Source organism: Piscinibacter sp. PDB5-1 (assembly GCF_056676035.1).
Window position 1 is genome coordinate 198,135 of the sequence record NZ_JBWVZL010000002.1, and the last position, 21,612, is coordinate 219,746.

At 67.9% G+C, this 21,612-nt stretch carries 21 protein-coding genes; 15 read left to right on the plus strand and 6 right to left on the minus strand.

Annotated features, from left to right (window positions below):
• Nucleotides 1–120 precede the first annotated feature (120 nt).
• The 8 genes from AC1KAT_RS08205 (at nt 121) to AC1KAT_RS08240 (ending at nt 6,643) form a co-directional block, all read left to right on the plus strand.
• Entirely contained in the window at nt 121–846 is a 726-nt protein-coding gene (locus AC1KAT_RS08205; RefSeq protein ID WP_480324661.1) for a hypothetical protein, read from the plus strand.
• 85 nt (nt 847–931) lie between these two features.
• Nucleotides 932–2,164 (plus strand): MFS transporter, encoded by a 1,233-nt coding sequence (locus AC1KAT_RS08210; protein ID WP_480324663.1) that lies wholly within the window; start codon nt 932–934, stop codon nt 2,162–2,164.
• Between the two features lie 11 nt (nt 2,165–2,175).
• A complete protein-coding gene (locus AC1KAT_RS08215; protein WP_480324665.1) occupies nt 2,176–2,304 on the plus strand; it encodes a hypothetical protein in 129 nt (42 codons plus the stop codon).
• Nucleotides 2,305–2,317: 13 nt separating this feature from the next.
• The gene (locus tag AC1KAT_RS08220; RefSeq protein WP_480324667.1) at nt 2,318–3,124 is read left to right on the plus strand and encodes an SDR family oxidoreductase; all 807 of its coding nucleotides are present in this window, start codon (nt 2,318–2,320) and stop codon (nt 3,122–3,124) included.
• On the plus strand, nt 3,121–3,681 hold the full coding sequence (locus tag AC1KAT_RS08225) for a class I SAM-dependent methyltransferase (RefSeq protein ID WP_480324669.1): 561 nt from the start codon (nt 3,121–3,123) through the stop codon (nt 3,679–3,681). Before AC1KAT_RS08220 ends, AC1KAT_RS08225 begins: the two co-directional genes overlap by 4 nt.
• Before the next feature lie 30 nt (nt 3,682–3,711).
• Nucleotides 3,712–4,593 (plus strand): 4-hydroxy-tetrahydrodipicolinate synthase, encoded by an 882-nt coding sequence (dapA, locus tag AC1KAT_RS08230; protein ID WP_480324671.1) that lies wholly within the window; start codon nt 3,712–3,714, stop codon nt 4,591–4,593.
• 88 nt (nt 4,594–4,681) lie between these two features.
• Nucleotides 4,682–5,830, plus strand: coding sequence for an outer membrane protein assembly factor BamC (gene bamC, locus AC1KAT_RS08235; protein ID WP_480324673.1), 1,149 nt, complete (start codon nt 4,682–4,684; stop codon nt 5,828–5,830).
• Between the two features lie 39 nt (nt 5,831–5,869).
• Nucleotides 5,870–6,643 (plus strand): MBL fold metallo-hydrolase, encoded by a 774-nt coding sequence (locus AC1KAT_RS08240; protein ID WP_480324675.1) that lies wholly within the window; start codon nt 5,870–5,872, stop codon nt 6,641–6,643.
• 448 nt (nt 6,644–7,091) lie between these two features.
• Here the strand turns inward: AC1KAT_RS08240 and AC1KAT_RS08245 are convergent, their stop codons facing one another.
• Nucleotides 7,092–7,580, minus strand: coding sequence for a hypothetical protein (locus tag AC1KAT_RS08245; RefSeq protein WP_480324677.1), 489 nt, complete (start codon nt 7,578–7,580; stop codon nt 7,092–7,094).
• Nucleotides 7,581–7,603: 23 nt separating this feature from the next.
• Nucleotides 7,604–8,722, minus strand: a complete 1,119-nt coding sequence (locus AC1KAT_RS08250) for a JmjC domain-containing protein (protein ID WP_480324679.1) — start codon at nt 8,720–8,722, stop codon at nt 7,604–7,606.
• Between the two features lie 26 nt (nt 8,723–8,748).
• Here AC1KAT_RS08250 and AC1KAT_RS08255 point away from each other — a divergent pair, with 26 nt between their 5' ends.
• On the plus strand, nt 8,749–9,267 hold the full coding sequence (locus AC1KAT_RS08255) for an FKBP-type peptidyl-prolyl cis-trans isomerase (RefSeq protein WP_480324680.1): 519 nt from the start codon (nt 8,749–8,751) through the stop codon (nt 9,265–9,267).
• A gap of 38 nt (nt 9,268–9,305) precedes the next feature.
• Here AC1KAT_RS08255 and dut read toward each other — a convergent pair whose 3' ends face one another.
• A complete protein-coding gene (gene dut / locus AC1KAT_RS08260) occupies nt 9,306–9,761 on the minus strand; it encodes a dUTP diphosphatase (protein WP_480324682.1) in 456 nt (151 codons plus the stop codon).
• A gap of 33 nt (nt 9,762–9,794) precedes the next feature.
• A complete protein-coding gene (coaBC, locus tag AC1KAT_RS08265) occupies nt 9,795–11,015 on the minus strand; it encodes a bifunctional phosphopantothenoylcysteine decarboxylase/phosphopantothenate--cysteine ligase CoaBC (protein WP_480324684.1) in 1,221 nt (406 codons plus the stop codon).
• Between the two features lie 184 nt (nt 11,016–11,199).
• Here coaBC and egtD point away from each other — a divergent pair, with 184 nt between their 5' ends.
• From egtD to AC1KAT_RS08285, 4 genes are all read left to right on the plus strand, one after another.
• A complete protein-coding gene (gene egtD / locus AC1KAT_RS08270; protein ID WP_480324686.1) occupies nt 11,200–12,168 on the plus strand; it encodes an L-histidine N(alpha)-methyltransferase in 969 nt (322 codons plus the stop codon).
• Nucleotides 12,169–12,314: 146 nt separating this feature from the next.
• Nucleotides 12,315–12,896: a GbsR/MarR family transcriptional regulator gene (locus AC1KAT_RS08275; RefSeq protein ID WP_480324688.1), complete on the plus strand. Its 582-nt coding sequence runs from the start codon at nt 12,315–12,317 to the stop codon at nt 12,894–12,896.
• A gap of 2 nt (nt 12,897–12,898) precedes the next feature.
• Complete coding sequence (locus AC1KAT_RS08280) at nt 12,899–14,290, plus strand: cytochrome ubiquinol oxidase subunit I (RefSeq protein WP_480324690.1); 1,392 nt, start codon at nt 12,899–12,901, stop codon at nt 14,288–14,290.
• Entirely contained in the window at nt 14,287–15,282 is a 996-nt protein-coding gene (locus AC1KAT_RS08285; protein ID WP_480324692.1) for a cytochrome d ubiquinol oxidase subunit II, read from the plus strand. Before AC1KAT_RS08280 ends, AC1KAT_RS08285 begins: the two co-directional genes overlap by 4 nt.
• A 15-nt stretch (nt 15,283–15,297) precedes the next feature.
• Here AC1KAT_RS08285 and AC1KAT_RS08290 read toward each other — a convergent pair whose 3' ends face one another.
• On the minus strand, nt 15,298–15,972 hold the full coding sequence (locus tag AC1KAT_RS08290; protein WP_480324693.1) for an NMCC_0638 family (lipo)protein: 675 nt from the start codon (nt 15,970–15,972) through the stop codon (nt 15,298–15,300).
• A gap of 25 nt (nt 15,973–15,997) precedes the next feature.
• Nucleotides 15,998–18,625, minus strand: coding sequence for an alanine--tRNA ligase (gene alaS, locus AC1KAT_RS08295; protein ID WP_480324695.1), 2,628 nt, complete (start codon nt 18,623–18,625; stop codon nt 15,998–16,000).
• Between the two features lie 168 nt (nt 18,626–18,793).
• Between alaS and AC1KAT_RS08300 the strand changes: the two genes are divergently transcribed.
• Together AC1KAT_RS08300 and AC1KAT_RS08305 are read left to right on the plus strand one after the other, a co-directional pair.
• Nucleotides 18,794–20,266: an NAD-dependent succinate-semialdehyde dehydrogenase gene (locus AC1KAT_RS08300; protein ID WP_480324697.1), complete on the plus strand. Its 1,473-nt coding sequence runs from the start codon at nt 18,794–18,796 to the stop codon at nt 20,264–20,266.
• 41 nt (nt 20,267–20,307) lie between these two features.
• A complete protein-coding gene (locus tag AC1KAT_RS08305) occupies nt 20,308–21,564 on the plus strand; it encodes a hypothetical protein (protein ID WP_480324699.1) in 1,257 nt (418 codons plus the stop codon).
• Nucleotides 21,565–21,612 lie beyond the last annotated feature (48 nt).

Sequence of the window (21,612 nt, forward strand, 5' to 3'; positions counted from 1 at the left end):
ATTGCCGCACGGCCAGCGTGCGGGTTACGCTTACCGCCGCCTCGCGCCGGGCCGCGCCCGCGCTGCTTCTTGCAGGGCACGCCTGCGCCCCCACTGATCCACCCCACACCAGGACGCGTCATGACCCGCACCCTCCGCCCCTCGCTGCTGGCCCTCGCGCTCGCCGCCGTCGCACCGTTCGCCCAGGCCGGCGACCTCAACGCCCTGCAGTTGCTGAACCAGCAGCAGTTCCGCCTGCTGTCCGAAGACCTCGGTTCGGCGCTGTCGTACAAGCCGCTGATCCCTGCCGAGAGCATGGGCATCACCGGCTTCGACATCGGCATCGCCGTCACAGGCACCCAGCTCGAACACAAAGACCAGTGGGCCCAGGCCGCCAGCGGCGACGTGCCCAGCACCCTGCCCGTGCCCACGCTGCGCGTGCACAAGGGCCTGCCGTTCAACATCGACATCGGCGCGTCGTACGCGGCGGTGCCGTCCACCAACATCAAGCTCGCCGGCGGCGAACTGCGCTGGGCCGTGCTGCCGGGCAGCACCCTGGTGCCGGCCGTGGCCCTGCGCGCCAGCGTCACCTCGCTGTCGGGCGTCGATCAGCTCAAGCTGCGCACGACCGGGCTCGACGTGTCGATCTCGAAGGGCTTCGCGCTGCTGACGCCCTATGCAGGCGTGGGCACCGTGAAGGTGAACAGCACGCCCGATGCGTCCACCGGCAAAACGAAAGAGAGTTTCTCGCTGAGCAAGGTGTTCGCCGGCGTGAACGTGAACTTCGGCCTGGCCAACCTGGCCTTCGAAGCCGACAAGACCGGCGACGCATCGAGCTACGGCGTGAAGTTCGGCTTCCGGTTCTGAGAGACTGAAGCTTCCTGCGGCGCGAGATCAAGCGGCGTCTTCGTCGCGACAGGCAGACGACGGCGCATTTGGCTACATTGCGCCGATGACTGCCGCCGCTGCCTCAGAGCGCCTCGCCCGGGCCCCGTTGTCGATGCTGCAGGTGCTGCTGTGCGGCGCCTTCATCGTCAGCCTGTCGATGGGCATCCGCCATGGCTTCGGCCTGTGGCTGCAGCCCATCACGATGGACCGGGGCTGGTCGCGCGAGACCTTCGCGTTCGCGCTCGCGGTACAAAACCTCGCGTGGGGCGTCAGCAGCCCCCTCGCCGGCATGCTGGCCGACCGCTTCGGGGCCTTCCGCGTGCTCATCGTCAGCAGCGTGCTCTACGCCGGCGGCCTGGTGTTGATGGCCCTGGCGACCAGCGGCCTCGCCTTCACCGGCAGCGCCGGGCTGATGTTGGGCATGGCCCAGGCCGGCACGACCTACGCCGTGGTCTATGGCGTCATCAGCCGCAATGTGGCGCCCGAAAAGCGCAGCTGGGCGATGGGCGTGGCCGCAGCGGCGGGCTCGTTCGGGCAGTTCCTGATGGTGCCGGTCGAAAACTGGCTCATCGGCGGGCTGGGCTGGCAAACGGCGCTGTTCGCCGTCGGCTGTCTGGCGCTGGCGATCGTGCCGCTGGCCTTCGGCATGCGCGAGCCGCCCTTCCAACCCGCGCCGGGCGCCCACCAGAGCATCGGCACCGCGCTGCGCGAGGCCTTTGGATACCCGAGCTTCCTGTTGCTGATGGCGGGCTACTTCGTCTGCGGTTTTCAGCTGGTGTTCATCGGCGTGCACATGCCGAGCTACCTGAAGGACCACGGCCTCACACCCGACGTGGCCACCACCGCGCTGATGCTGATCGGCCTGTTCAACGTGTTCGGCACCTACGTGGCCGGCTCGCTGGGTGAGCGCATGCCCAAGCGCTACATCCTGTCGTCGATCTACACGCTGCGCTCGCTGGCGATCATTGCCTTCTTGCTGCTGCCCTTGACGCCGTGGAGCGTGTACGTCTTCTCGGCCGCGATGGGCTTTCTGTGGCTCTCGACCGTGCCGCCGACCAACGCCGTGGTCGCGCAGATCTTCGGCGTGCAGTACCTGTCGATGCTGAGCGGCTTCGTCTTCTTCAGCCACCAGGTCGGCTCATTCATCGGCGTGTGGCTGGGCGGCCGGCTGTACGACACCACCGGCAGCTACAACGTGGTGTGGTGGATCGCGGTGGGGCTCGGCTTCTTCGCCGCGCTCGTCAACCTGCCGGTACGCGAGACGGCCATCGTGCGCGTGCAGCCACAGGCCGCGTGAGGGCCCGCGCCATGCACACCCGAACGCGCCGCCTGCTCATCTGGACGCTCATCGTGCTGGCGCTCGGCGCGGTGGCCCTGGCCTACCTGCAGCCCGAGATGGCGTTCACGCTCGCCAACCAGATCTGGAACTGCTTCTGAGGCTCACCCCACCATGCGCGTGATCGTGATCACCGGCGCGTCCGACGGGATCGGCGCCGAGATGGCCCGCCAGTGGGCCGAACGCGAGCGCTCGAAGCTCGCCCTGGTGCTGGCCGCACGGCAGGCGGACAAGCTCCAAGCCGTCGCCCAGACCTGCCGCTCGCACGGCGCCCAGGTGCTGGTGCAGCGCTGCGATGTCGGCGTGCAGGCCGACTGCGTGGCGCTGATCGACGCCGCCGTGCGCACGTTCGGCCGCATCGACCTGCTCGCCAACAACGCCGGCATGTCGGCCCAGGCACTGCTCGCCGAAGTGAGCGACCTCGGCTGGTACGAAACGCTGATGCGCATCAACCACTGGGGCAGCGTGTGGTGCACGCACGCCGCGTTGCCGCACCTGAAGGCCAGCCGGGGGCGCATCGTGGCGGTCTCGAGCCTCGCGGGGCTGGTGGGCGTGCCGGGGCGCACGGCCTACAGCAGCACCAAGTTCGCCATGACCGGCTTCTTCGAGGCGCTGCGGGTCGAACTCACGCCGGTGGGTGTCGGCGTGACGATCGCCTACCCTGGCGTCGTGGCGACCGACATCCGCCACCGCGGCTTCGACGCGCAGGGCCGCGCGGCCGGCCGCAGCGGGCTCGACGAATCCGGCGCGATGAGCGTCGAGACCTGTGCGCGGCTCATCATCGAAGGCGCCGAGGCCGGCCGGCGCGACATTGTGATGACCACTCAAGGCCAGCTCGGCCGCTGGCTCAAGCTGATCGCCCCGGGCCTGGTGGACCGCCTCGCGCTCAAGGCCCTGAACCAACACGCGAGGCCCGAATGAGCGGCACACCGTCCCCCTGGGTCGCGCGCTGGGCGCACCTGGTGCCCGCAGGCGCCGAGGTGCTCGACGTGGCCTGCGGCTCGGGCCGGCACCTGCGCTTCTTCGCCGGCCGGGGCTGCCGTGTCGTGGGCGTAGACCGCGACGGCGAGGCGCTGGAACCGCTGCGCCGGGTCGGGGAAATCCACCTCGCCGACATCGAAGGCGGCCCCTGGCCCTTCGGCGCGCGCCGGTTCGATGCCGTGGTCGTCACCAACTACCTGTGGCGCCCCTTGCTGCCCACGCTGGTGGCGGCGCTCAACGACGGCGGCCTGCTGATCTATGAAACCTTCGCGCACGGCAACGAAGCCTTCGGCCGCCCGCGCAACCCCGACTTTCTGCTCGCCCCCGGCGAGTTGCTGCAGGTGGCCGCGGGCCTGCGTGTCATCGCCTACGAGGACGGCCGCGTTGAGGGCCCGTCGCGTTGCATTCAGCGCATCGCAGCACGCCGCCCCGCGCCGGGCGAAGCCCCTGGAGACAGCTGCCCGCTGGAGCCGGCCGGGCCCGGCGGCGCCGGCTAAAATCCGCCGATTCCCCGAGGAAATCCCCCCATGAGACCCATTGTTGGCAGCATCGTCGCTCTCGTCACGCCGATGCAAGAAGATGGCGCCGTCGATTACGACGCCCTGCGTCGCCTGATCGACTGGCACATCGCCGAAGGCACCGACTGCATCGGCGTCGTCGGCACCACGGGCGAATCGCCCACCGTGTCCGTCGAAGAGCACTGCGAAATCATCCGCGTCGCCGTCGAGCAAGCCGCAGGCCGTGTGCCCGTGATGGCGGGCACCGGCGCGAACGCCACCCGCGAGGCGATCGAGCTGTCGCGCTACGCCAAGAAGGCCGGCGCCGATTGCACCCTGTCGGTCGTGCCGTACTACAACAAGCCCTCGCAAGAAGGCATCTACGCGCACTTCAAGGCCATCGCCGAAGCCGCCGACATCCCGATGGTGCTGTACAACGTGCCCGGCCGCACGGTGGCAGACATGCAACCCGACACGGTGCTGCGCCTCGCGCAGATCCCTGGCATCGTCGGCATCAAGGAAGCCACCGGCAACATCGAACGCGCCTGCTGGCTGATCAAGCAAGCCCCGAAGGGCTTCTCGATCTACTCGGGCGACGACCCGACCGCCATCGCGCTGATGCTGCTGGGCGGCCACGGCAACGTGAGCGTCACCGCCAACGTCGCGCCGCGTGCGATGCACGAGCTGTGCATGGCCGCGCTGGGCGGCCGCGCGCAAGAGGCGATGGAAATCCACAAGAAGCTCTTGTCGCTGCACAAAAACCTCTTCATCGAGCCGAGCCCCGCACCGACCAAGTGGGCGCTCAAGCGCATGGGCCAGTGCGGCGAGACCCTGCGCCTGCCCATCCAGCCGATCACCGCCGCCAGCCAGGCGGTCGTGGAACAAGCCTTGCGCGAAGCGGGTCTGATCTGACCCTTGCGCGGGTGCGGTCCATGTGGATCCGCCCCGTTCGCCCCGCGCGGCCCGATGGGCTGCGCCCCCATTCCCCGGAGAGTCGAACGTGACCCGTTTCCCCCTTGCCCGCCCCGCGCTGATGTCGGCCGTGGCCTCGCTGATCGCCCTGACCGCATGCGGATCACTCGAAGGCGTTGCCGACAACCGCGTGGACTACCGGGGCACCAAGGTCCGCCAGACCCCGCTGGACGTGCCGCCCGACCTGTCGCAGATCAGCGCCGAGAGCGGCCGCTACCAGCCGCAAGGCGGCACGGTAAGCGCCACCAACTTCCAGACAGCCGCCGCGGCCACACCCGCCTCAGCCCCGAGCAACGTCGCAGTGCAGGCGGCCGGCACCTTCCGCATCGAACGCAGCGGCGACATGCGCTGGCTCGTCACCTCGCTGCCTCCCGAGCAGCTGTGGCCCCAGCTGCAGGCCTTCTTCAAAGAGCGCGGCCTGACGCTGGTGGTGGACCAGGCCGATGTGGGCCTGATGGAAACCGAATGGGCCGAGAACCGCGCCCGCCTGCCCAGCGACGTGATCCGCCGCACGCTGGGCAAGGTGCTCGAAGGGCTCTACTCGACCGGCGAACTCGACAAGTACCGCGTGCGCGTCGAGCGCACGGGCAGCGGCTCCGAGGTCTACATCACCCACAAGGGCCTGCAAGAGGTCTACAGCGGCAGCAACAAAGACACCACCGTGTGGCAGCCCCGCCCGCGCGAGCCCGAGATGGAATCCGCGATGCTGTCGCGCATCATGCTCAAGCTCGGCGCCCCGGCTGAGCAGGCGAAGGCCGTCGAAGCCGGTACCGCTGCGGCCGCCAACCCCGCCGCGCCGACACAGGCCGCCCGTGCTCGGGCGCTGCCGGGCCGTCCGGCCGCCTCGCTCGAGGTGGATGACAGCTTCGACCGCGCGTGGCGCCGCGTAGGCCTCGCGCTCGACCGCAGCGGCTTCACCGTCGAAGACCGTGACCGCGCCCAAGGCGTCTATTTCGTGCGCTACGTGGACCCGGCCCAGGCCGGCAAAGAAGAGCCCGGCTTCTTCAGCCGCATCTTCCGCGGCAGCACGGGCCCGACCGGCCCGGTGCGCTACCGCGTCTCGGTCAAGGCCGAAGGTGCAGGCACCGTGGTGTCGGTGCTCGACGCACAAGGCGCCCCCGAGAACGGCGACGCGGGCCGCCGCATCGTGGCGCTGCTGATCGAAGACCTCAAGTAAGCCGCGCGTTCAGGTTTCGGCACCGGCGGGCAGCGCGCCATGCGCTTTTGCAGCCTGGGCAGCGGCAGCGGCGGCAATGCCACGCTGGTCGAGGCCCGCAGCGGCAGCACCGTCACGCGGGTGCTCGTCGATTGCGGTTTCTCGCTCAAAGAGTTGCAACTTCGGCTCGGCCGCCATGGCCTTTCAGCGACCGACATCGACGCCGTGTTCGTCACCCACGAGCATGGCGACCACGTCGGCTGCGCACTCACGCTGCAGCGCCGCCACCAAGTGCCGCTGTGGACCAGCCGCGGCACATGGCGCGCCCTCGGCGAACCCGAGCTGCCCGGCATCGGCTTCGCACGCGACGGTCAGACCATCGCCATCGGAGACTTGCAGCTGACCCCGTTCACCGTGCCGCACGACGCCAATGAACCGCTGCAATTGCGATTCACCGACGGCCAATCGCACCTGGGCGTGTTGACCGACCTGGGCTGCGCCACGCCCCACGTGACCGGCCACCTGCAGGGGTGCGATGCCCTGCTGCTGGAGTGCAACCACGACCACCAACTGCTCGCCGACTCGGCCTACCCCGCGTCGCTGAAGGCCCGCATCGGCGGGCGGCTCGGACACCTGGCGAACGAGGTCTCGGCGCAGATCCTGGCAGCCTGCCACCATGCCGGCATGCGACACCTTGTTGCGGCCCATTTGAGCGCCCAGAACAACCGCCCTGAACTGGCCCGCGCGGCGCTGGCCCAGGTGGTCAATGCCACCCCGCAAGACATCGTCGTCGCCGACCCCGACCAGGGTTTCGATTGGCTGTCGCTGCGCTGAGAACACAGGCCTGCGAGGCCCAAGCGGGCGATGCTTTTGCGTCGGCACAATGAAAAAAGCCGCCCACTGGGCGGCTTTTTTCGAATGGCCGGATCGAATCAGTTCGAGGCAGCGGAAGCGGCCGGGGCAGCAGCCGAAGCAGCGTCGGCAGGAGCCGAGGCAGCCGAAGCAGCGTCAACGGCGGGAGCCGGGGCGGGGGCCGGAGCTTCAACGGCGGGGGCCGGAGCAGCGGGAGCCTCTTCAGGCTTCTTGCCGCAGGCGGCCAGGGTTGCAGCGGCGAACAGGGAGGCCAACAGAAGCGACTTATTCATTACTTATCCTCAATAAGGTTCAAACAATTCGGTGATTGCGGGAACCCTCCTCTCGGCCGATCCCCAGCTCATTCAGGCTCAGAACGCACATGCGTTCCAATGCCAGCCCGCGAGTATACCCGGGCTAGGGAACTTCCCTAGAGGCCCGCAGTCGAGGCCGCAAAGGAAATCTCTGACCGTTGTAGACACGCATCAAGTCGCTCGCGGGCGCGCAACTCGTCGCCAGGATCGCTCGAGATCACCGTGCGGTGAGACTCTGCATCGAGCACACGCAAGGTCAACACGCCAGTGGCAATGATCATCGACGGAAACTGCTCGACTTCAAGTTCCGTCAATGCACGACAGTCGATCACGTGATCCCAGCGCCTGCGCCAGTCGACAAAGCGGGGATGCCGGCGCAGCACCTCATCGTAGTGGTGCGCCAGCATGGTGAACCTCCGATGCGCATAGGCCCACTGCGTGAGGCTTTCGATCACCGCGCGCTCGCCGAGCGGCCAATCGGCGAAGTCGGCATCGCTGATGAAGATTTCGCGGCAGCCCTGCGCAGCGGCTTGTGCGAAGGCCTCGCGAATGGCGTCGTGCAATTCACCGCGCGAGGTGAGGATGCGCGAACTGCTGTCAGTCATGTGTCAGCTCCGTGAATGAATGCTTAATGGGCGTGCAACCACCCGGCTTCGGCCCATTGGCCGACCAACTCGGCAGCATCGTCGCTGAGTTGGGCGACGGCACGCGCGGGCAATGTGCGCTCGTCGGCCAATTGGCGCATCAGGCGCGCATCGCGTCCGCCGGCACAGAACGATTCGCCATTGATGAAGACATGATGCTCGTCATACATCATGCGCGTCTTGCGGTCGAGGCGAATGCCACGATCACGCGGGAGGGGCTCGCCCGCTTCGAACCACACCTGCGGCTTGGGTTCGCTGAGCGCTTCGCCCAGCGCACTGGCCAAGGCTTGGGGGTCGTCGATCAGGCGTCGCACCGCATCCAGAGCGAAGGCTTGCAAGGGCTCGGGCACGCGGCCAGGCGCATCGCTTGCCGGCATGCCGGGGTCGCGGTAAAGCGGGTCCTTGGGCGGGGGCTCGAACGCATCAAGCAAGCGCAGCAGCACCTCGCGGCCGAGTTCGCTGCGCGGGGCCGAGCGAAAGCCGATCGACGCCGTCATGCATTCGCCCTCGGCCACGCCGTCGTGGCCCCAGCGCGGCGGCAGGTACAGCATGTCGCCCGGTTCGAGCAGCCACTCTTCGCTGGGCTCGAAGTCGCTCAGGATGCGCAGCGGCAAGTCGGGTACGAGTGCGTCGTTGCGCACCGGCCCGATGCGCCAGCGCCGGCGGCCGTGCACCTGCAAAAGAAACACGTCGTACGAATCGATGTGCGGCCCCACGCCGCCGCCGTCGCTCGCCCACGACACCATCAGGTCATCGAGCCGTGCGTCAGGGACAAAGCGAAAGCGCTCCAGCAACTCGCGCGCCGGGTCGTGGTGAAGGTCCAGCCCTTGCACCAGCAGGGTCCAGCCAGGCTTGGCCACCGGGGGTAATGCGCGACGCGGCAAGGGCCCGCGGCGCAGCTTCCAGCGCGCGGCGTCACGCACGATAAGGCGCGACTCGACGTCGTCGCGCGAGGCCAATTCAAAGAGCTCCCGGCGGGTGATGAAAGGCCAACCGCCGGGCACCGCTTGGCGGATCAGCAAAGGCTTCTTTTGCCAATGCCGACGCATGAATGTTTGCGGCGAAAGCCCCGCCAGCAATGGCGTTGGGTCGTGGATGTTCATGGGGTTGATTGTGCGATCATCGCGCGATGATCATCACTGCCCCCTGCGTCGTCAGCCTCACTTGGCGACTCGAAGATGCCCAAGGTCAACTCATCGACGAGCTCGAAGCGCCGATGGAATTCTTTGTCGGCGGTGACGACTTGCTGGCCAAGGTCGAAGAGGCATTGACGGGGCAAGAGACGGGGTTCGAAACCAGCCTGCACCTCGAACCCGAACACGCGTTCGGCGACTACCAATCCGACCTGGTGTTCTTCGAAGAGCGCTCGATCTTTCCCGAATCGGTCGAGCCGGGCATGCAGTTCGACGGCCCGCCCGAAGGTGCCGCGACCGAAGGCCTGCCGGCCGATGCGGTGTACACGGTCACCGAGGTTTACGAGACGCACGTGGTGCTCGACGGCAACCACCCGCTCGCCGGCATTGCCTTGCGGCTGGACGTGAAGGTGCTCGACGTGCGCGAGGCGACCGACGACGAGATCGAGGCCGGCACCGTGAGCCAGGCGGCGATCAGCGTGGTCACCGAATCCAACGGCAACACGCTGCATTGAGCGGCTGAGCCGCCCCCGCCGCGGGCCGCCGCCCGCTCTCAGTGCTTGCCGGTCGAGCCGAAGCCGCCCTCGCCGCGGTCGCTCGCCGCGAAATCATCCACCCGCCTGAAGCTCGCCTGCACCACGGGCACGATGATGAGCTGCGCGATACGCTCCATCGGCTGCACGGTGAAACTCGTGTTGCCACGGTTCCAACAGCTCACCATCAGCGGGCCCTGGTAGTCGGAGTCGATCAGACCCACCAGGTTGCCGAGCACGATGCCGTGCTTGTGGCCCAGGCCCGAACGCGGAAGGATCATCGCCGCGAGGCCCGGGTCACCGATGTGAATCGAGATGCCGGTCGGGATGAGCACGGTCTGACCCGGCTCAAGCACCAGCGGCTGGTCGAGGCACGCGCGCAGGTCAAGGCCGGCGCTGCCGGGGGTGGCATAGGCCGGCAGTTGCTCGGCCATGCGCGGGTCGAGCACCTTGAGGTCGATGGAATGGGTGGTCATGCGTGGAGACTCGGGCAAGGATCAGGCGAGGGGTCAGGCAAGAGCCCGGGCCAGCCGGGCCGCGATGTCTTGCACCAGGGTGCGGGCGAGCGTGAGCTTGTCGGCCTGCGGGATGTCGCGCTGCCCGTCGGCATCGACCAGCAGCAACGCGTTGTCATCGCGACCGAAGGTGGCGGGGCCGAGGTTGCCGACGATCAACGGCACCTTCTTGCGCAGCAACTTTTCGCGCGCATGCTTCAGCAGGTCGTGGCTCTCGGCCGCGAAGCCCACGCAATAGGGCCGGTCGGGCAAGGCCGCCACGGCGGCCAGGATGTCGGCGTTCTCGGTCAGCTCGAAGGTCGGCGCGACCTTGTTGCCGTCTTTCTTGATCTTGTGGTCAGACAGCGCCGCCGGCCGCCAGTCGGCCACGGCGGCGGTGGCGATGAACACGCCGTGCTGCGTCGCCTGCGGCACGACCGCGTCGAACATCTGCTGCGCGGTCTGCACGTTGACGCGGCGCACGCCACGCGGCGTGGGCAGGTGCACCGGGCCGGCGACCAGCGTGACGTCGGCGCCGGCCTCGTGCGCCGCGCGGGCCAGCGCGAAACCCATCTTGCCGCTGGAGAGGTTGGTGATGCCCCGAACCGGGTCGATGGGCTCGAAGGTCGGACCGGCGGTGATCAGCACCTTGCGACCGGCCAGCACCTTGGGCTGGAAAAACGCGACCACGTCTTCGCACAGCTCTTCAGCTTCGAGCATGCGGCCATCGCCGATCTCGCCGCAGGCCTGGTCGCCGTTGCCGGGGCCGAACACGGTGGCGCCATCGGCCTGCACCTGGGCCACGTTGCGTTGTGTGGCGGGGTGCGCCCACATCTCGCGGTTCATCGCCGGGGCGATGAGCAAGGGGCAGCGCTCGACCGGCCGCGCCAGGCACATGAGGCTCAGCAGGTCGTCGGCTCGGCCCTGCGCCAGCTTGGCGATGAAGTCGGCGCTGGCGGGCGCGACGATCACGGCATCGGCCCCGCGCGTGAGGTTGATGTGCGCCATGCCGTTGGGCTCGCGGGCGTCCCACTGACTGCTGTAGACCTTGCGGTTCGACAGCGCCTGCATCGTGGCAGGCGTGATGAAGTGTTCGGCGGCTTCGCTCATCACCACCTGCACGGTCGCGCCGGCCTTGGTGAGGGCGCGCACCAGTTCGGCGGACTTGTAGCAGGCGATGCCACCGCTCAGGCCCAGCACGAGGTGCCGGCCGGCCAGATCGAGTCGTTCGTTCATGCTCAGGGCGCCCTTCGGCGCATGTCGGCTGAGAAAACCCTGCGCGGGCGCGCTGGCGAGAAGGCCGCGATTATGGACGCCACCCAGGCACATGCCTTGCCATGGGCAAGCCACACCGCGTGTCACAGCGGTGCTACAAGCCGCGTGCACGCTGCCTCGCGCACCGCCACGGAAAAGGAGACCCATGAGCCGCCCCGCCACCGTCCGCGAGCCCCGCTTCATCCAGACCCACCACGGCGACGCCGACGCGGTGCGCGAAGAGATCGTCGAAGGCCTGCTGCGCAAGCATGCGGCGCTGTCGCCGAAGTTCTTCTACGACCGCCTCGGCTCGGTTCTCTTCGACGCGATCACCGAGCTCGACGAGTACTATCCGACGCGCACCGAAGCCGCAGTCTTTCGCGCGCATCGACTCGACATGGCGGCGGCCGTCGGGCGCAACGTCACGCTCATCGACCTGGGCGCCGGCAACTGTGCCAAGGCGGTGTCGCTCTTCGACGCACTGCGCCCGCAACGCTACGTCGCCGTGGACATCTCGGTGGAATTTCTGCGCGACGCCTTGCAAACCGTGCAGCACCGCCACCCGACGCTCGACGTGGTCGGCCTCGGTCAGGACTTCTCGTCGCGCCTGTCCATCGACGCCGAGCTGCGTGGCGAGCGCCCGGTTTTTTTCTACCCCGGTTCGAGCATTGGCAACTTCGACACCGACGCGGCTGAACGCCTGCTGACGCACATCCGCGAGCAGGCCGGCGACGGCGGCCTCTTGATCGGCGTGGACCTGCTCAAGCCGCTGGACGTGCTCGAAGCCGCCTACGACGACGCACTCGGCGTGACGGCCGCCTTCAACCGCAACGCGCTGCGCCACGTCAACCGACTGATCGGCAGCGACTTCAACGCAGCACATTGGCGTCACTTGGCCCATTTCAACCGCGTGCGTTCATGCGTCGAAATGCACCTCGAAGCTACGACCGCACAGCACGTGCAATGGCCCGGCAACGAACGGCACTTCGCGGCCGGCGAGCGCATCCACACCGAGTGCTCGCACAAGTACACGCTGGGCACCTTCGAGGCGCTGCTGCGCCATGCCGGCTTTCGACAAATGCGCCACTGGACCGATGCACGCGGCTGGTTCGCCGTGTTTTGGGCCCAGGCGTGAACAACGCACGCAAGACCCCACACTCCAGTGCATCTTGAATTTTCAAGAATTACTGAAAATTCAAATAGAATTTGCGGCAGGTCAACGAGGCTCGCTTCGCGCGGCGACCGCGGCGCGCAGGCGGCTTCACCGTTTGGAGTGTCCGCATGAGCAGCATGTCGCCCCTGGTCCACAGCTTCGTCAGCCACTTTGGCGAGATGGGCAGCCGCTGGGGCATCAACCGCACGGTGGGGCAGATCTATGCGCTGATCTACGTCTCACCCCGCCCCTTGAATGCCGACGATATCGGCGAAGCGCTGGAGTTTTCGCGCTCCAACGTCAGCATGGGCCTCAAAGAACTGCAGGCCTGGCGGCTGGTGCAGTTGCGCCACCAGCCCGGTGACCGCCGCGAGTACTTCGAGGCGCCCACCGACGCGTGGGAAATCTTTCGCACCCTGGCCGAAGAGCGCCGCCGGCGCGAGGTCGAGCCCACGCTGTCGATGCTGCGCAATGCGCTGATCGAAGAGCCGCGCACCGAAGACGACCGCGTGGCGCAAGAACGCATGAAGAGCATGCACGACCTCATCGAGCTGATGACGACCTGGTTCGACGACGTGCGCGACATGGATTCGCAGACCTTGTCCAAGCTGATGAAGATGGGCTCGAAGGTGCAGCGCGTGCTCGAATTCACCGGCAAGATGAAAGTCATCGCCGGCGGCAAGCCGGCGCAGCCGAAGGGAGCCAAGTGATGATGGACGCCCTGCTCCTGGCGCGCATGCAGTTCGCCGCCAACATCACCTTCCACATCCTCTTCCCGACCATCAGCATCTCGCTCGGCTGGGTGCTGCTGTTCTTTCGCCTGCGCTGGCTCTCGACGCACGACGAAGCCTGGCTCACCGCGTATCGCTTCTGGACCAAGGTGTTCGCACTGACCTTCGCGCTGGGCGTGGTCAGCGGCATCACGATGAGCTTTCAGTTCGGCACCAACTGGCCCGGTTTCATGGAAAAGGCCGGCAACGTGGCCGGGCCGCTGCTGGGCTACGAGGTGCTGACCGCGTTCTTCTTGGAGGCGAGCTTCCTGGGGATCATGCTGTTCGGCCACGGCAAGGTGAGCGAACGCGCCCACCTGGTGGCGACCTTTCTCGTGGCCTTCGGCACCACGCTCAGCGCGTTCTGGATCCTGAGCCTCAACTCGTGGATGCAGACGCCCACCGGCCACGAAATCATCAACGGCGAGTTCCATGTGAAGAGCTGGATGGAGGTGGTGTTCAACCCCTCGCTGCCCTACCGCCTGGGCCACAAGCTGCTGGCCTCGGCGCTGACGGTGGCCTTCTTGCTGGCCGGCATCAGCGCGTGGCAGTTGCTCAAGGGCAAGGCCAACCGCTCGACGGCGCGTGTGCTGCGCACCGGGCTCGTGATGGGCGCGCTGCTGATCCCGGTGCAGATCTTCGTGGGCGACCTGCACGGGTTGAACACCTTGAAGCACCAGCCGGCCAAGATCGCCGCGATGGAAGGCATCTGGCACACCGAGCGCGGCGCACCGCTGCTGCTGTTTGCGTGGCCGAACGAAGCCGATCGGCGCAACGACTTCGCCATCGGCATACCGCGCGGGGCGAGCCTCATCCTCACGCACGAGGCCGACGGCGAGTTGAAGGGCCTGAACGAGTTCGAAGGCGCGCATCCGCCGGTCAAGCCGCTGTTCTTCGGCTTTCGCCTCATGGTGGGCGTGGGCATGCTGATGCTCGCGGTGAGCTGGTCGGGGCTGTTCGTCTACAAGCGCCGCGCGTGGGTCGCCGAGCGCTTGCCGCGCTGGTTGTTGTGGGCGCTGGCCGGGATGACCTTCTCGGGCTGGGTCGCCACGGTCGCGGGCTGGTACGTCACCGAGATCGGGCGGCAGCCTTTCATCGTCTACGGCCTGCTGCGCACCGCCGACGTGGCCTCGACCGTGCCCTCGCCGATGATCGCCTTCACGCTCGCGCTGTACGTCACGCTGTACCTCGCGCTGATCGTGGCCTACATCGGGGTGCTCAAGTACATGGCCGAAAAGCCCGAGCAGGTGCTCGCTGACGAAGCGCGCGAACGCGCGGCCACCCCACCCGGTGCGATCACCGCGCCGCTGAAGGCCGAAGGAGGCCCGCGATGAGCTTCGATCACATGCTGCCCGTCATCTTCATGGCCTTGATGGGCGTGGCCATGCTGACCTACGTGGTGCTCGATGGCTACGACCTCGGCGTGGGCCTGTTGATGCACCGCGCGAGCGATGTGCAGAAGGACACGATGGTCGCGTCCATCGGCCCCTTCTGGGACGCCAACGAAACCTGGCTGGTGCTGGGCGTGGGCATTTTGCTGATCGCCTTTCCCAAGGCGCACGGCGTGGTGCTGACCGCGCTGTACCTGCCCACGGCGCTGATGCTGATCGGCTTGATCCTGCGCGGCGTGGCCTTCGACTTTCGCGTGAAGGCGCATGCCGCGCACAAGCCGCTGTGGAACCGCCTGTTCTTCGCCGGCTCGGGCTTGGCCTCGGTCGCCCAGGGCTGGATGCTCGGGCGCTACATCACCGGCCTCGAAGAAGGCTGGCAGTACACGGCCTTCGCCGCGACCATCGCCGTCGCCCTGCCCGCCGCCTATGTGCTGATGGGCGCCGGCTGGCTGATCCTGAAGACCGAAGGCGAGCTGCAACGCCGCGCCGTCGGCTGGGCCAAGCTCGCGTGGCTGCCGGTCGTGCTGGGCATCGGGCTCATCTCGATCGCCACGCCCTGGGTGAGTGAGACGGTGCGCGAGCGCTGGTTCAGCATGCCGGCGTTCATTGCGCTGCTGCCCATTCCGCTGACGACGCTCGCCGCGCTCGTGGTGCTGCGCATGGCCTTGAATGCGCCGCGCATCCTTGGCAAGTGGTGCTGGGTGCCGTTTGCGCTGACGGTGGGCATCTTCGTGCTGGGCTTCTTCGGCCTCGCGTACAGCCTGTACCCGTTCGTCATCATGGACAAGATGACCATTTGGCAGGCCGCGTCGGCACCCGCCTCGCTGAAGGTGATCTTGATCGGCACCGCGATCACCGTGCCGATGATCGCGGGCTACACGGTGTTCGCGTACCGCGTGTTCCGCGGCAAGGCGACCGAGTTGCGCTACGCGTGATCGCGCCGGCGGCAGTCAGCGCACCGGCTGTCCGTCGGGCGTGTAGTTGACCGCCGCCGCCTGCGGCTGCAGGTGCAGCAGTTGCGTGCCCGGGCTGTCGGTGAGCGTCGTCGCAGCACCCAGCGCGAAATCTTGCGTGCCGCCGACGCGGCGGTAGCGCCACTGCGCCTGGTGGCGCCAGGCGCCGGCGCGTTCGACCGGCCGGTCGATCTGGGCCTGGACGCGTGCGCCTTTGGCGGTCAACTCACCCACCATCGCCGCAAAGGCCAGGCGCACGGCCGGGCCCAGGGCCTGGTCGGCCCATACGCTGCACCCCCGGCCCTCGGCCATCACCAAGAGCACCTGGCCGCCACTGGCCGGCGCCGCGAGCACGGTGCCGCGCTGACCGCTCAGCAAGCCATCGCCCCGGCCACCCTGTTGCAAGTCGGCCGGCTCGTAGCCGCGCGCCAAGGCCCAGTCAGCAGCCGCGCCCGGCTCACCTTCGTGCAGCACGCAGGCTTCACGGAAGGCTTCGACCAGTTGCTTCGGCTCCCAGGCCGCGGCGGGCGGCGGCCGGGGAGCCAACACCGGGCCGGGGCTGACCAAGCCACCCGGCGGCACGTGCTGCCAGGCCGATTGGGCCCACGCGCCACCGGCCCCGGCCAGCAGCACGGCCATCCAACCGATGCGCAATGAACGCTTCGTGCTCATCGCGCGGTCTTGACGACCCGAAGCGTCACACCCGCTCGGCCACCCAGGCCTGCACCGAGGCCAGCGCCAGCGCCAGCTTGGAGGGGTCGGTGCCGCCGGCCATCGCCATGTCGGGCTTGCCACCGCCCTTGCCGCCGACCTGCTGCGCGACGAAATTCACCAGCTCGCCGGCCTTGACCTTGCCAATGCTGTCGTTGGTGACGCCGGCGGCGAGTTGCACCTTGCCGCCGTCCACCGCGGCCAGCACGATGGCAGCGGTCTTGAGCTTGTCTTTCAGCTTGTCCATTGTCTCGCGCAGCGCCTTGGCGTCGGCGCCTTCGAGCATGGCGGCCAAGACCTTGAGGCCCTTCACATCGACGGCTTGGGCCATCAGTTCATCGCCTTGCGACGACGCCAGCTTGCCCTTGATGGCGGCCAGCTCCTTCTCGAGCGCGCGCACCTGATCGAGCACCTGCGCCAAGCGGCCAGCGGCTTCGGCAGGCGCCGTCTTCAGCGTGCCGGCGATCTGGTTCACCGTGCCTTCAAGCGACTGCAGGTAGGCCAGCGCGTTCTCGCCCGTCACGGCTTCGACGCGGCGGATGCCGGCGGCCACGCCGCTCTCGGCCACGATCTTGAAGAGGCCGATGTCACCGGTGCGTTGCACGTGCGTGCCGCCGCAGAGCTCGCGGCTGCTGCCGATGTCGAGCACGCGCACTTCGTCGCCGTACTTCTCGCCGAACAGCATCATCGCGCCGACCTTCTGGGCCTCGTCGATGGGCATCACGCGCGCGTTGGTGGCGTGGTTCTGCAGGATCTCGGCGTTGACCAGCGCCTCAACCTGCTTGATCTCGGCGTCGCTCAGCGGTGCGTTGTGTGCGAAGTCGAAGCGCGTGCGTTCCGGCGTGACGAGCGAGCCCTTCTGCTGCACGTGCGCGCCCAGCACCTCGCGCAGCGCCTTGTGCATCAGGTGGGTGGCGCTGTGGTTGCGAACCGTCTTGGCGCGGCGCTCGGCATCGACCTTGGCGTTGAGCACGTCGCCGACCGACACGCGGCCTTCGGCAATGTGGCCCTGGTGGCCAAACACGGCCGCCTGCACCTTGATCGTGTCTTCGACGACGAAGCGAGACGTGGCGTTGCGCAGCTCGCCGGTGTCGCCGACCTGGCCGCCGCTCTCGGCGTAGAACGGCGTGTGGTCGAGCACGACCACCGCGTCGTCGCCGGCGTTCGCGGTCTGCACGGGCGAGCCGTCCACGTAGATGGCGGTGACCTTGGACGAATCGCGCGTCAGGTGCTCGTAGCCGTGGAAGGTGGTCGCGTCGCCGCTGTATTCGAGGCCCGCGGCCATCTTGAACTTGCCAGCGGCTTTGGCGCGGTCGCGCTGCTCGGCCAGCAGTGCGTTGAAGCGCGCTTCATCGACGGTCACATCGCGCTCGCGGCACACGTCGGCGGTCAGGTCCACCGGGAAGCCGTAGGTGTCGTGCAGCTTGAAGGCGGTGTCGCCGTCGATCTGCTTGGCACCGCTGGCCAGCGCCTTCTCGAGGATTTCCATGCCATTCGCGATGGTGCGGAAGAAGCCTTCCTCTTCGGTCTTCAGCACCTCGGTGACGCGCTTCTCGGCCTGCCGCAGCTCGGGGTAGGCGTCGCCCATCTCGGCCACCAGCGCCGGCACGATGGCGTGGAAGAAGGGCTTGCGCGCACCCAGCTTGTAGCCGTGGCGGATGGCCCGGCGCGCGATGCGGCGCAGCACATAGCCGCGGCCGGCGTTGCTGGGGATCACGCCATCGGTCACCGTGAAGCTGCACGCGCGGATGTGGTCGGCGATCACCTTCAGCGAAGGCGAGTCCTTGTCGCAATCGCCGGCGCCCGCCGCATCGACCGCCTTCTTCGCCGCCGCCAGCAGCGCCACGAAGGTGTCGATTTCGTAGTTGCTATGCACGTGCTGCAGGACCGCGGTGATGCGCTCCAGCCCCATGCCCGTGTCCACGCTCGGCTTGGGCAGCTTGTGCATCACGCCCGCTTCGTCGCGGTTGAACTGCATGAACACGTTGTTCCAGATCTCGATGTAGCGGTCGCCGTCTTCTTCGGGCGAGCCCGGGGGGCCGCCGTAGATGCCCTCGCCGTGGTCGTAGAAGATCTCGGTGCAAGGGCCACAGGGGCCCGTGTCGCCCATCATCCAGAAGTTGTCGGACGCATAGCGTGCGCCCTTGTTGTCGCCGATGCGGATGATGCGTTCGGTGGGCACGCCGACTTCCTTGTGCCAGATGTCGTAGGCCTCGTCGTCTTCGGCGTACACCGTGACCCAGAGCTTCTCTTTGGGCAGCTTGTAGACCTCGGTCAGCAGCTCCCAGGCGTACTTGATGGCGTCGTGCTTGAAGTAGTCGCCGAAGCTGAAGTTGCCCAGCATCTCGAAGAAGGTGTGGTGGCGCGCGGTGTAGCCCACGTTCTCGAGGTCGTTGTGCTTGCCGCCGGCGCGGATGCACTTCTGCGACGTGGTGGCGCGCGAGTACGGGCGCTTGTCGAAGCCGAGGAACACGTCCTTGAACTGGTTCATGCCGGCGTTGGTGAACAAGAGCGTCGGGTCGTCGCCCGGCACCACGGGGCTGGACGCGACGATCGTGTGGCCCTTCGACTCGAAGAACTTCAAAAACAGGGCGCGGATTTCGGAGGCTTTCATCCGAGGCTTTCTGATGTGGGTGACCGGGGGCGCGGGGCGGCATGCCATGGGCGCGAAGGCGGGATTTTCCCACGGCGCGGCGGCGCGGGCACCCCGGCCTATGATCCCCGGCATTCGCTTGCACGGGCCCTCGATTTCCCTGGTTGCGGCCCCTCGGAGACCTCTGCCATGAACACCCCCACCTCGCCGCTCGCCGCCCTCGCCGACCCGACCCTGCTGAAGACCGACGCGCTGATCGGCGGCCAGTGGGTTGCCGGGAGTGCCCGCTTCGACGTGACCGACCCGGCCACGGGCCACAAGCTCGCCGAGGTGGCCAACCTCGGCGTGGCCGAGACCGAGCGCGCGATCGCCGCCGCCAACGCCGCCTGGCCGGCGTGGCGCAACACCACCGCGAAGGCGCGCGCCGCCATCCTGATGAAGTGGTTTGCGCTGCTGAATCAGCACGCCGACGACCTGGCGCGGCTGATGACCGCCGAGCAAGGCAAGCCGCTGGCCGAGGCCAAGGGCGAGGTCGGCTACGGCGCGAGCTTCATCGAGTGGTTCGCCGAAGAAGGCCGGCGCGTGTATGGCGAGGTCGTGCCGACCACCGACGCCACCAAGCGCTACCTCGTGCTGAAGCAACCGGTCGGCGTGTGCGCGGCGATCACGCCGTGGAACTTCCCGATCGCGATGATCACGCGCAAGGTCGCACCGGCGCTTGCCGCCGGCTGCCCGGTGGTCATCAAGCCGGCCGAGCAGACGCCGCTGTCGGCGCTGGCCGTGGCCGAGTTGGCGCAGCGCGCGGGCATGCCGCCGGGCGTGTTGAACGTGGTCACGGCCGATGGCGACCAATCCATCGCCGTGGGCAAGGTGCTGTGCACCAGCGACACCGTGCGCCACCTGTCGTTCACCGGCTCGACCGAGGTCGGCCGCATCCTCGCCGCCCAGTGCGCGCCGACGATCAAAAAGCTCTCGCTCGAACTCGGCGGCAACGCGCCCTTCATCGTCTTCGACGACGCCGACCTCGACGCCGCCGTCGAAGGCGCACTCGCCAGCAAGTATCGCAACGCCGGCCAGACCTGCGTGTGCGCGAACCGTTTCTATGTGCAAGACGGCATCTACGACCGTTTCGTGGACAAGCTCGCCGAGCGTGCGCAGGGCCTGAAGGTCGGCAACGGCTTCGAGGCCGGCGTGAACGTGGGCCCGCTGATCGACGACCAGGCCGTCGCCAAGGTCGAACGCCACATCGCCGACGCGCAGGCCAAGGGCGCCCGCCTGCTGACCGGCGGCCACAAGCTCGCGGCCCGCTTCATCGAACCCACCGTGCTGGCCGACGCCACGAGCGACATGCTGTGCGCGCGCGAAGAGACCTTCGGCCCGGTCGCCCCGGTGTTTCGCTTCAAGACCGAAGAAGAAGCCATCCACCTGGCCAACGACACCGAGTTCGGGCTGGCCAGCTACTTCTTCAGCCGCGACGTGGGCCGCATCTTCCGCGTCGGCGAAGCGCTCGAATACGGCATGGTCGGCGTCAACACCGGCCTGATCTCGACCGCCGAAGTGCCCTTCGGCGGCGTGAAGCAATCGGGCCTCGGCCGCGAAGGCGCGCGCCAGGGCATCGAGGACTATGTCGAGGTGAAGTACCTGTGCCTGGGCGGTCTTTGAACGGACGGGCTGCGCGCTGGATTGCAGCGATCACGGCCCTGGTGGTCAGCACATTCGCAGGGGCTGCACCCTGCCAGCCGAACCCCCAGGCCTACGACGACGGGGCCTACACGGGCCTCGACGAAACGGCGGACGGGCGCCTCGTGCGCAACCCCGTGTGGTTCAAGCATGTGCGCACGCTGTCGCTCACGCCTCACATGGAAGGCCACCGGGGCCGCTTCGTGCTGCGGAAGGCACCCAAGCCGCGCACGGTGTATCGCTCGGTCTACCCGATCGCTCTCGGCGGAGGCCATCACGGCTTTCTGGCTTGGCGACAAGGCTGCTCGACCCTGGTCGATGCCCGGGGCCAAACGTTCGGTCTCGCGCCTTTCGACGCTGCGTATCCCGAGCCTGCGCCCGCTGAGCAAGGCGGCGCATCCGAGCGCGTGCTGTTGACCCTGGCCGAGGGTGACGGCGGTACCCGCCTCGCCTTGTTCGAGCGCGGCCGCCTGGTCGCCCGCACGCCGGGCAGCTTCGTTTCGGTCGATGCCCAAGACACCGGCTTGAAACCTCTCGGCCTCATTTCCATCGAGACGCGGGACGGCCGGGGCGTGCTCGCGCGGGCGACGCTGCGCGAGGTCATCGCGCCGCAATGGCGCAGCGTCGAGGCGTTCGGCATCGAAGGCCCCGGGCTGAAACTCGTGCACCTGCTGGCGCGTGCCTTCGATGGCAAGGGCAGCCAGCTCTATTCAACGGACGGTCAGCCCCTGAGCCTGCCTGGGGCACCTGAAGGCTTCGGCGACATGCGGTGGCTGCACGACTTGCAGAACCCGTACAGCGGGACCACCTCGCCCGAACGTGCCGTGCTGGTCACCACACGCTGGCCCGACGGCCGCTGCCAGGTGTTCGACGCGGGCCTCAAGCCCTTGCTCGACCAGCCCCTCGCGCCGGGCTCGCAGCGCTGCGTCGCCCTTTTCAGCAGCCAGCACAGCGCCTACGTGAGCGGTCGCGATGAGGACGGGCGCCTTCGCGTGTACCGCAAGGACGTCCCCGCCGCGATGACACCAACGGCAGTGATCGAAGGCGAGGTGGTCATGAGCTTGCGCACCGGGATGATGGTTCGGCGCCTGCCCGAACCCGCCGGAGGTCGGTACCAGGTCATCTCACCCGAGGGCGGCCACCCCGTGAACCAGGAGACCTACGAAGACTTTCGCCACCTGGGTTGCGGCTTCACCGAGGTCAAGGAAGACGGGCGCTGGGTGACGCTCTCTCACGACGGCACCACGACCGAGAAACGGTTCTACCCGTTCAGTTGCTGATCCCCCGCTGCTGCGCAGCCCCGCGCAGCAGCGGGCGCAGCGCTCGGC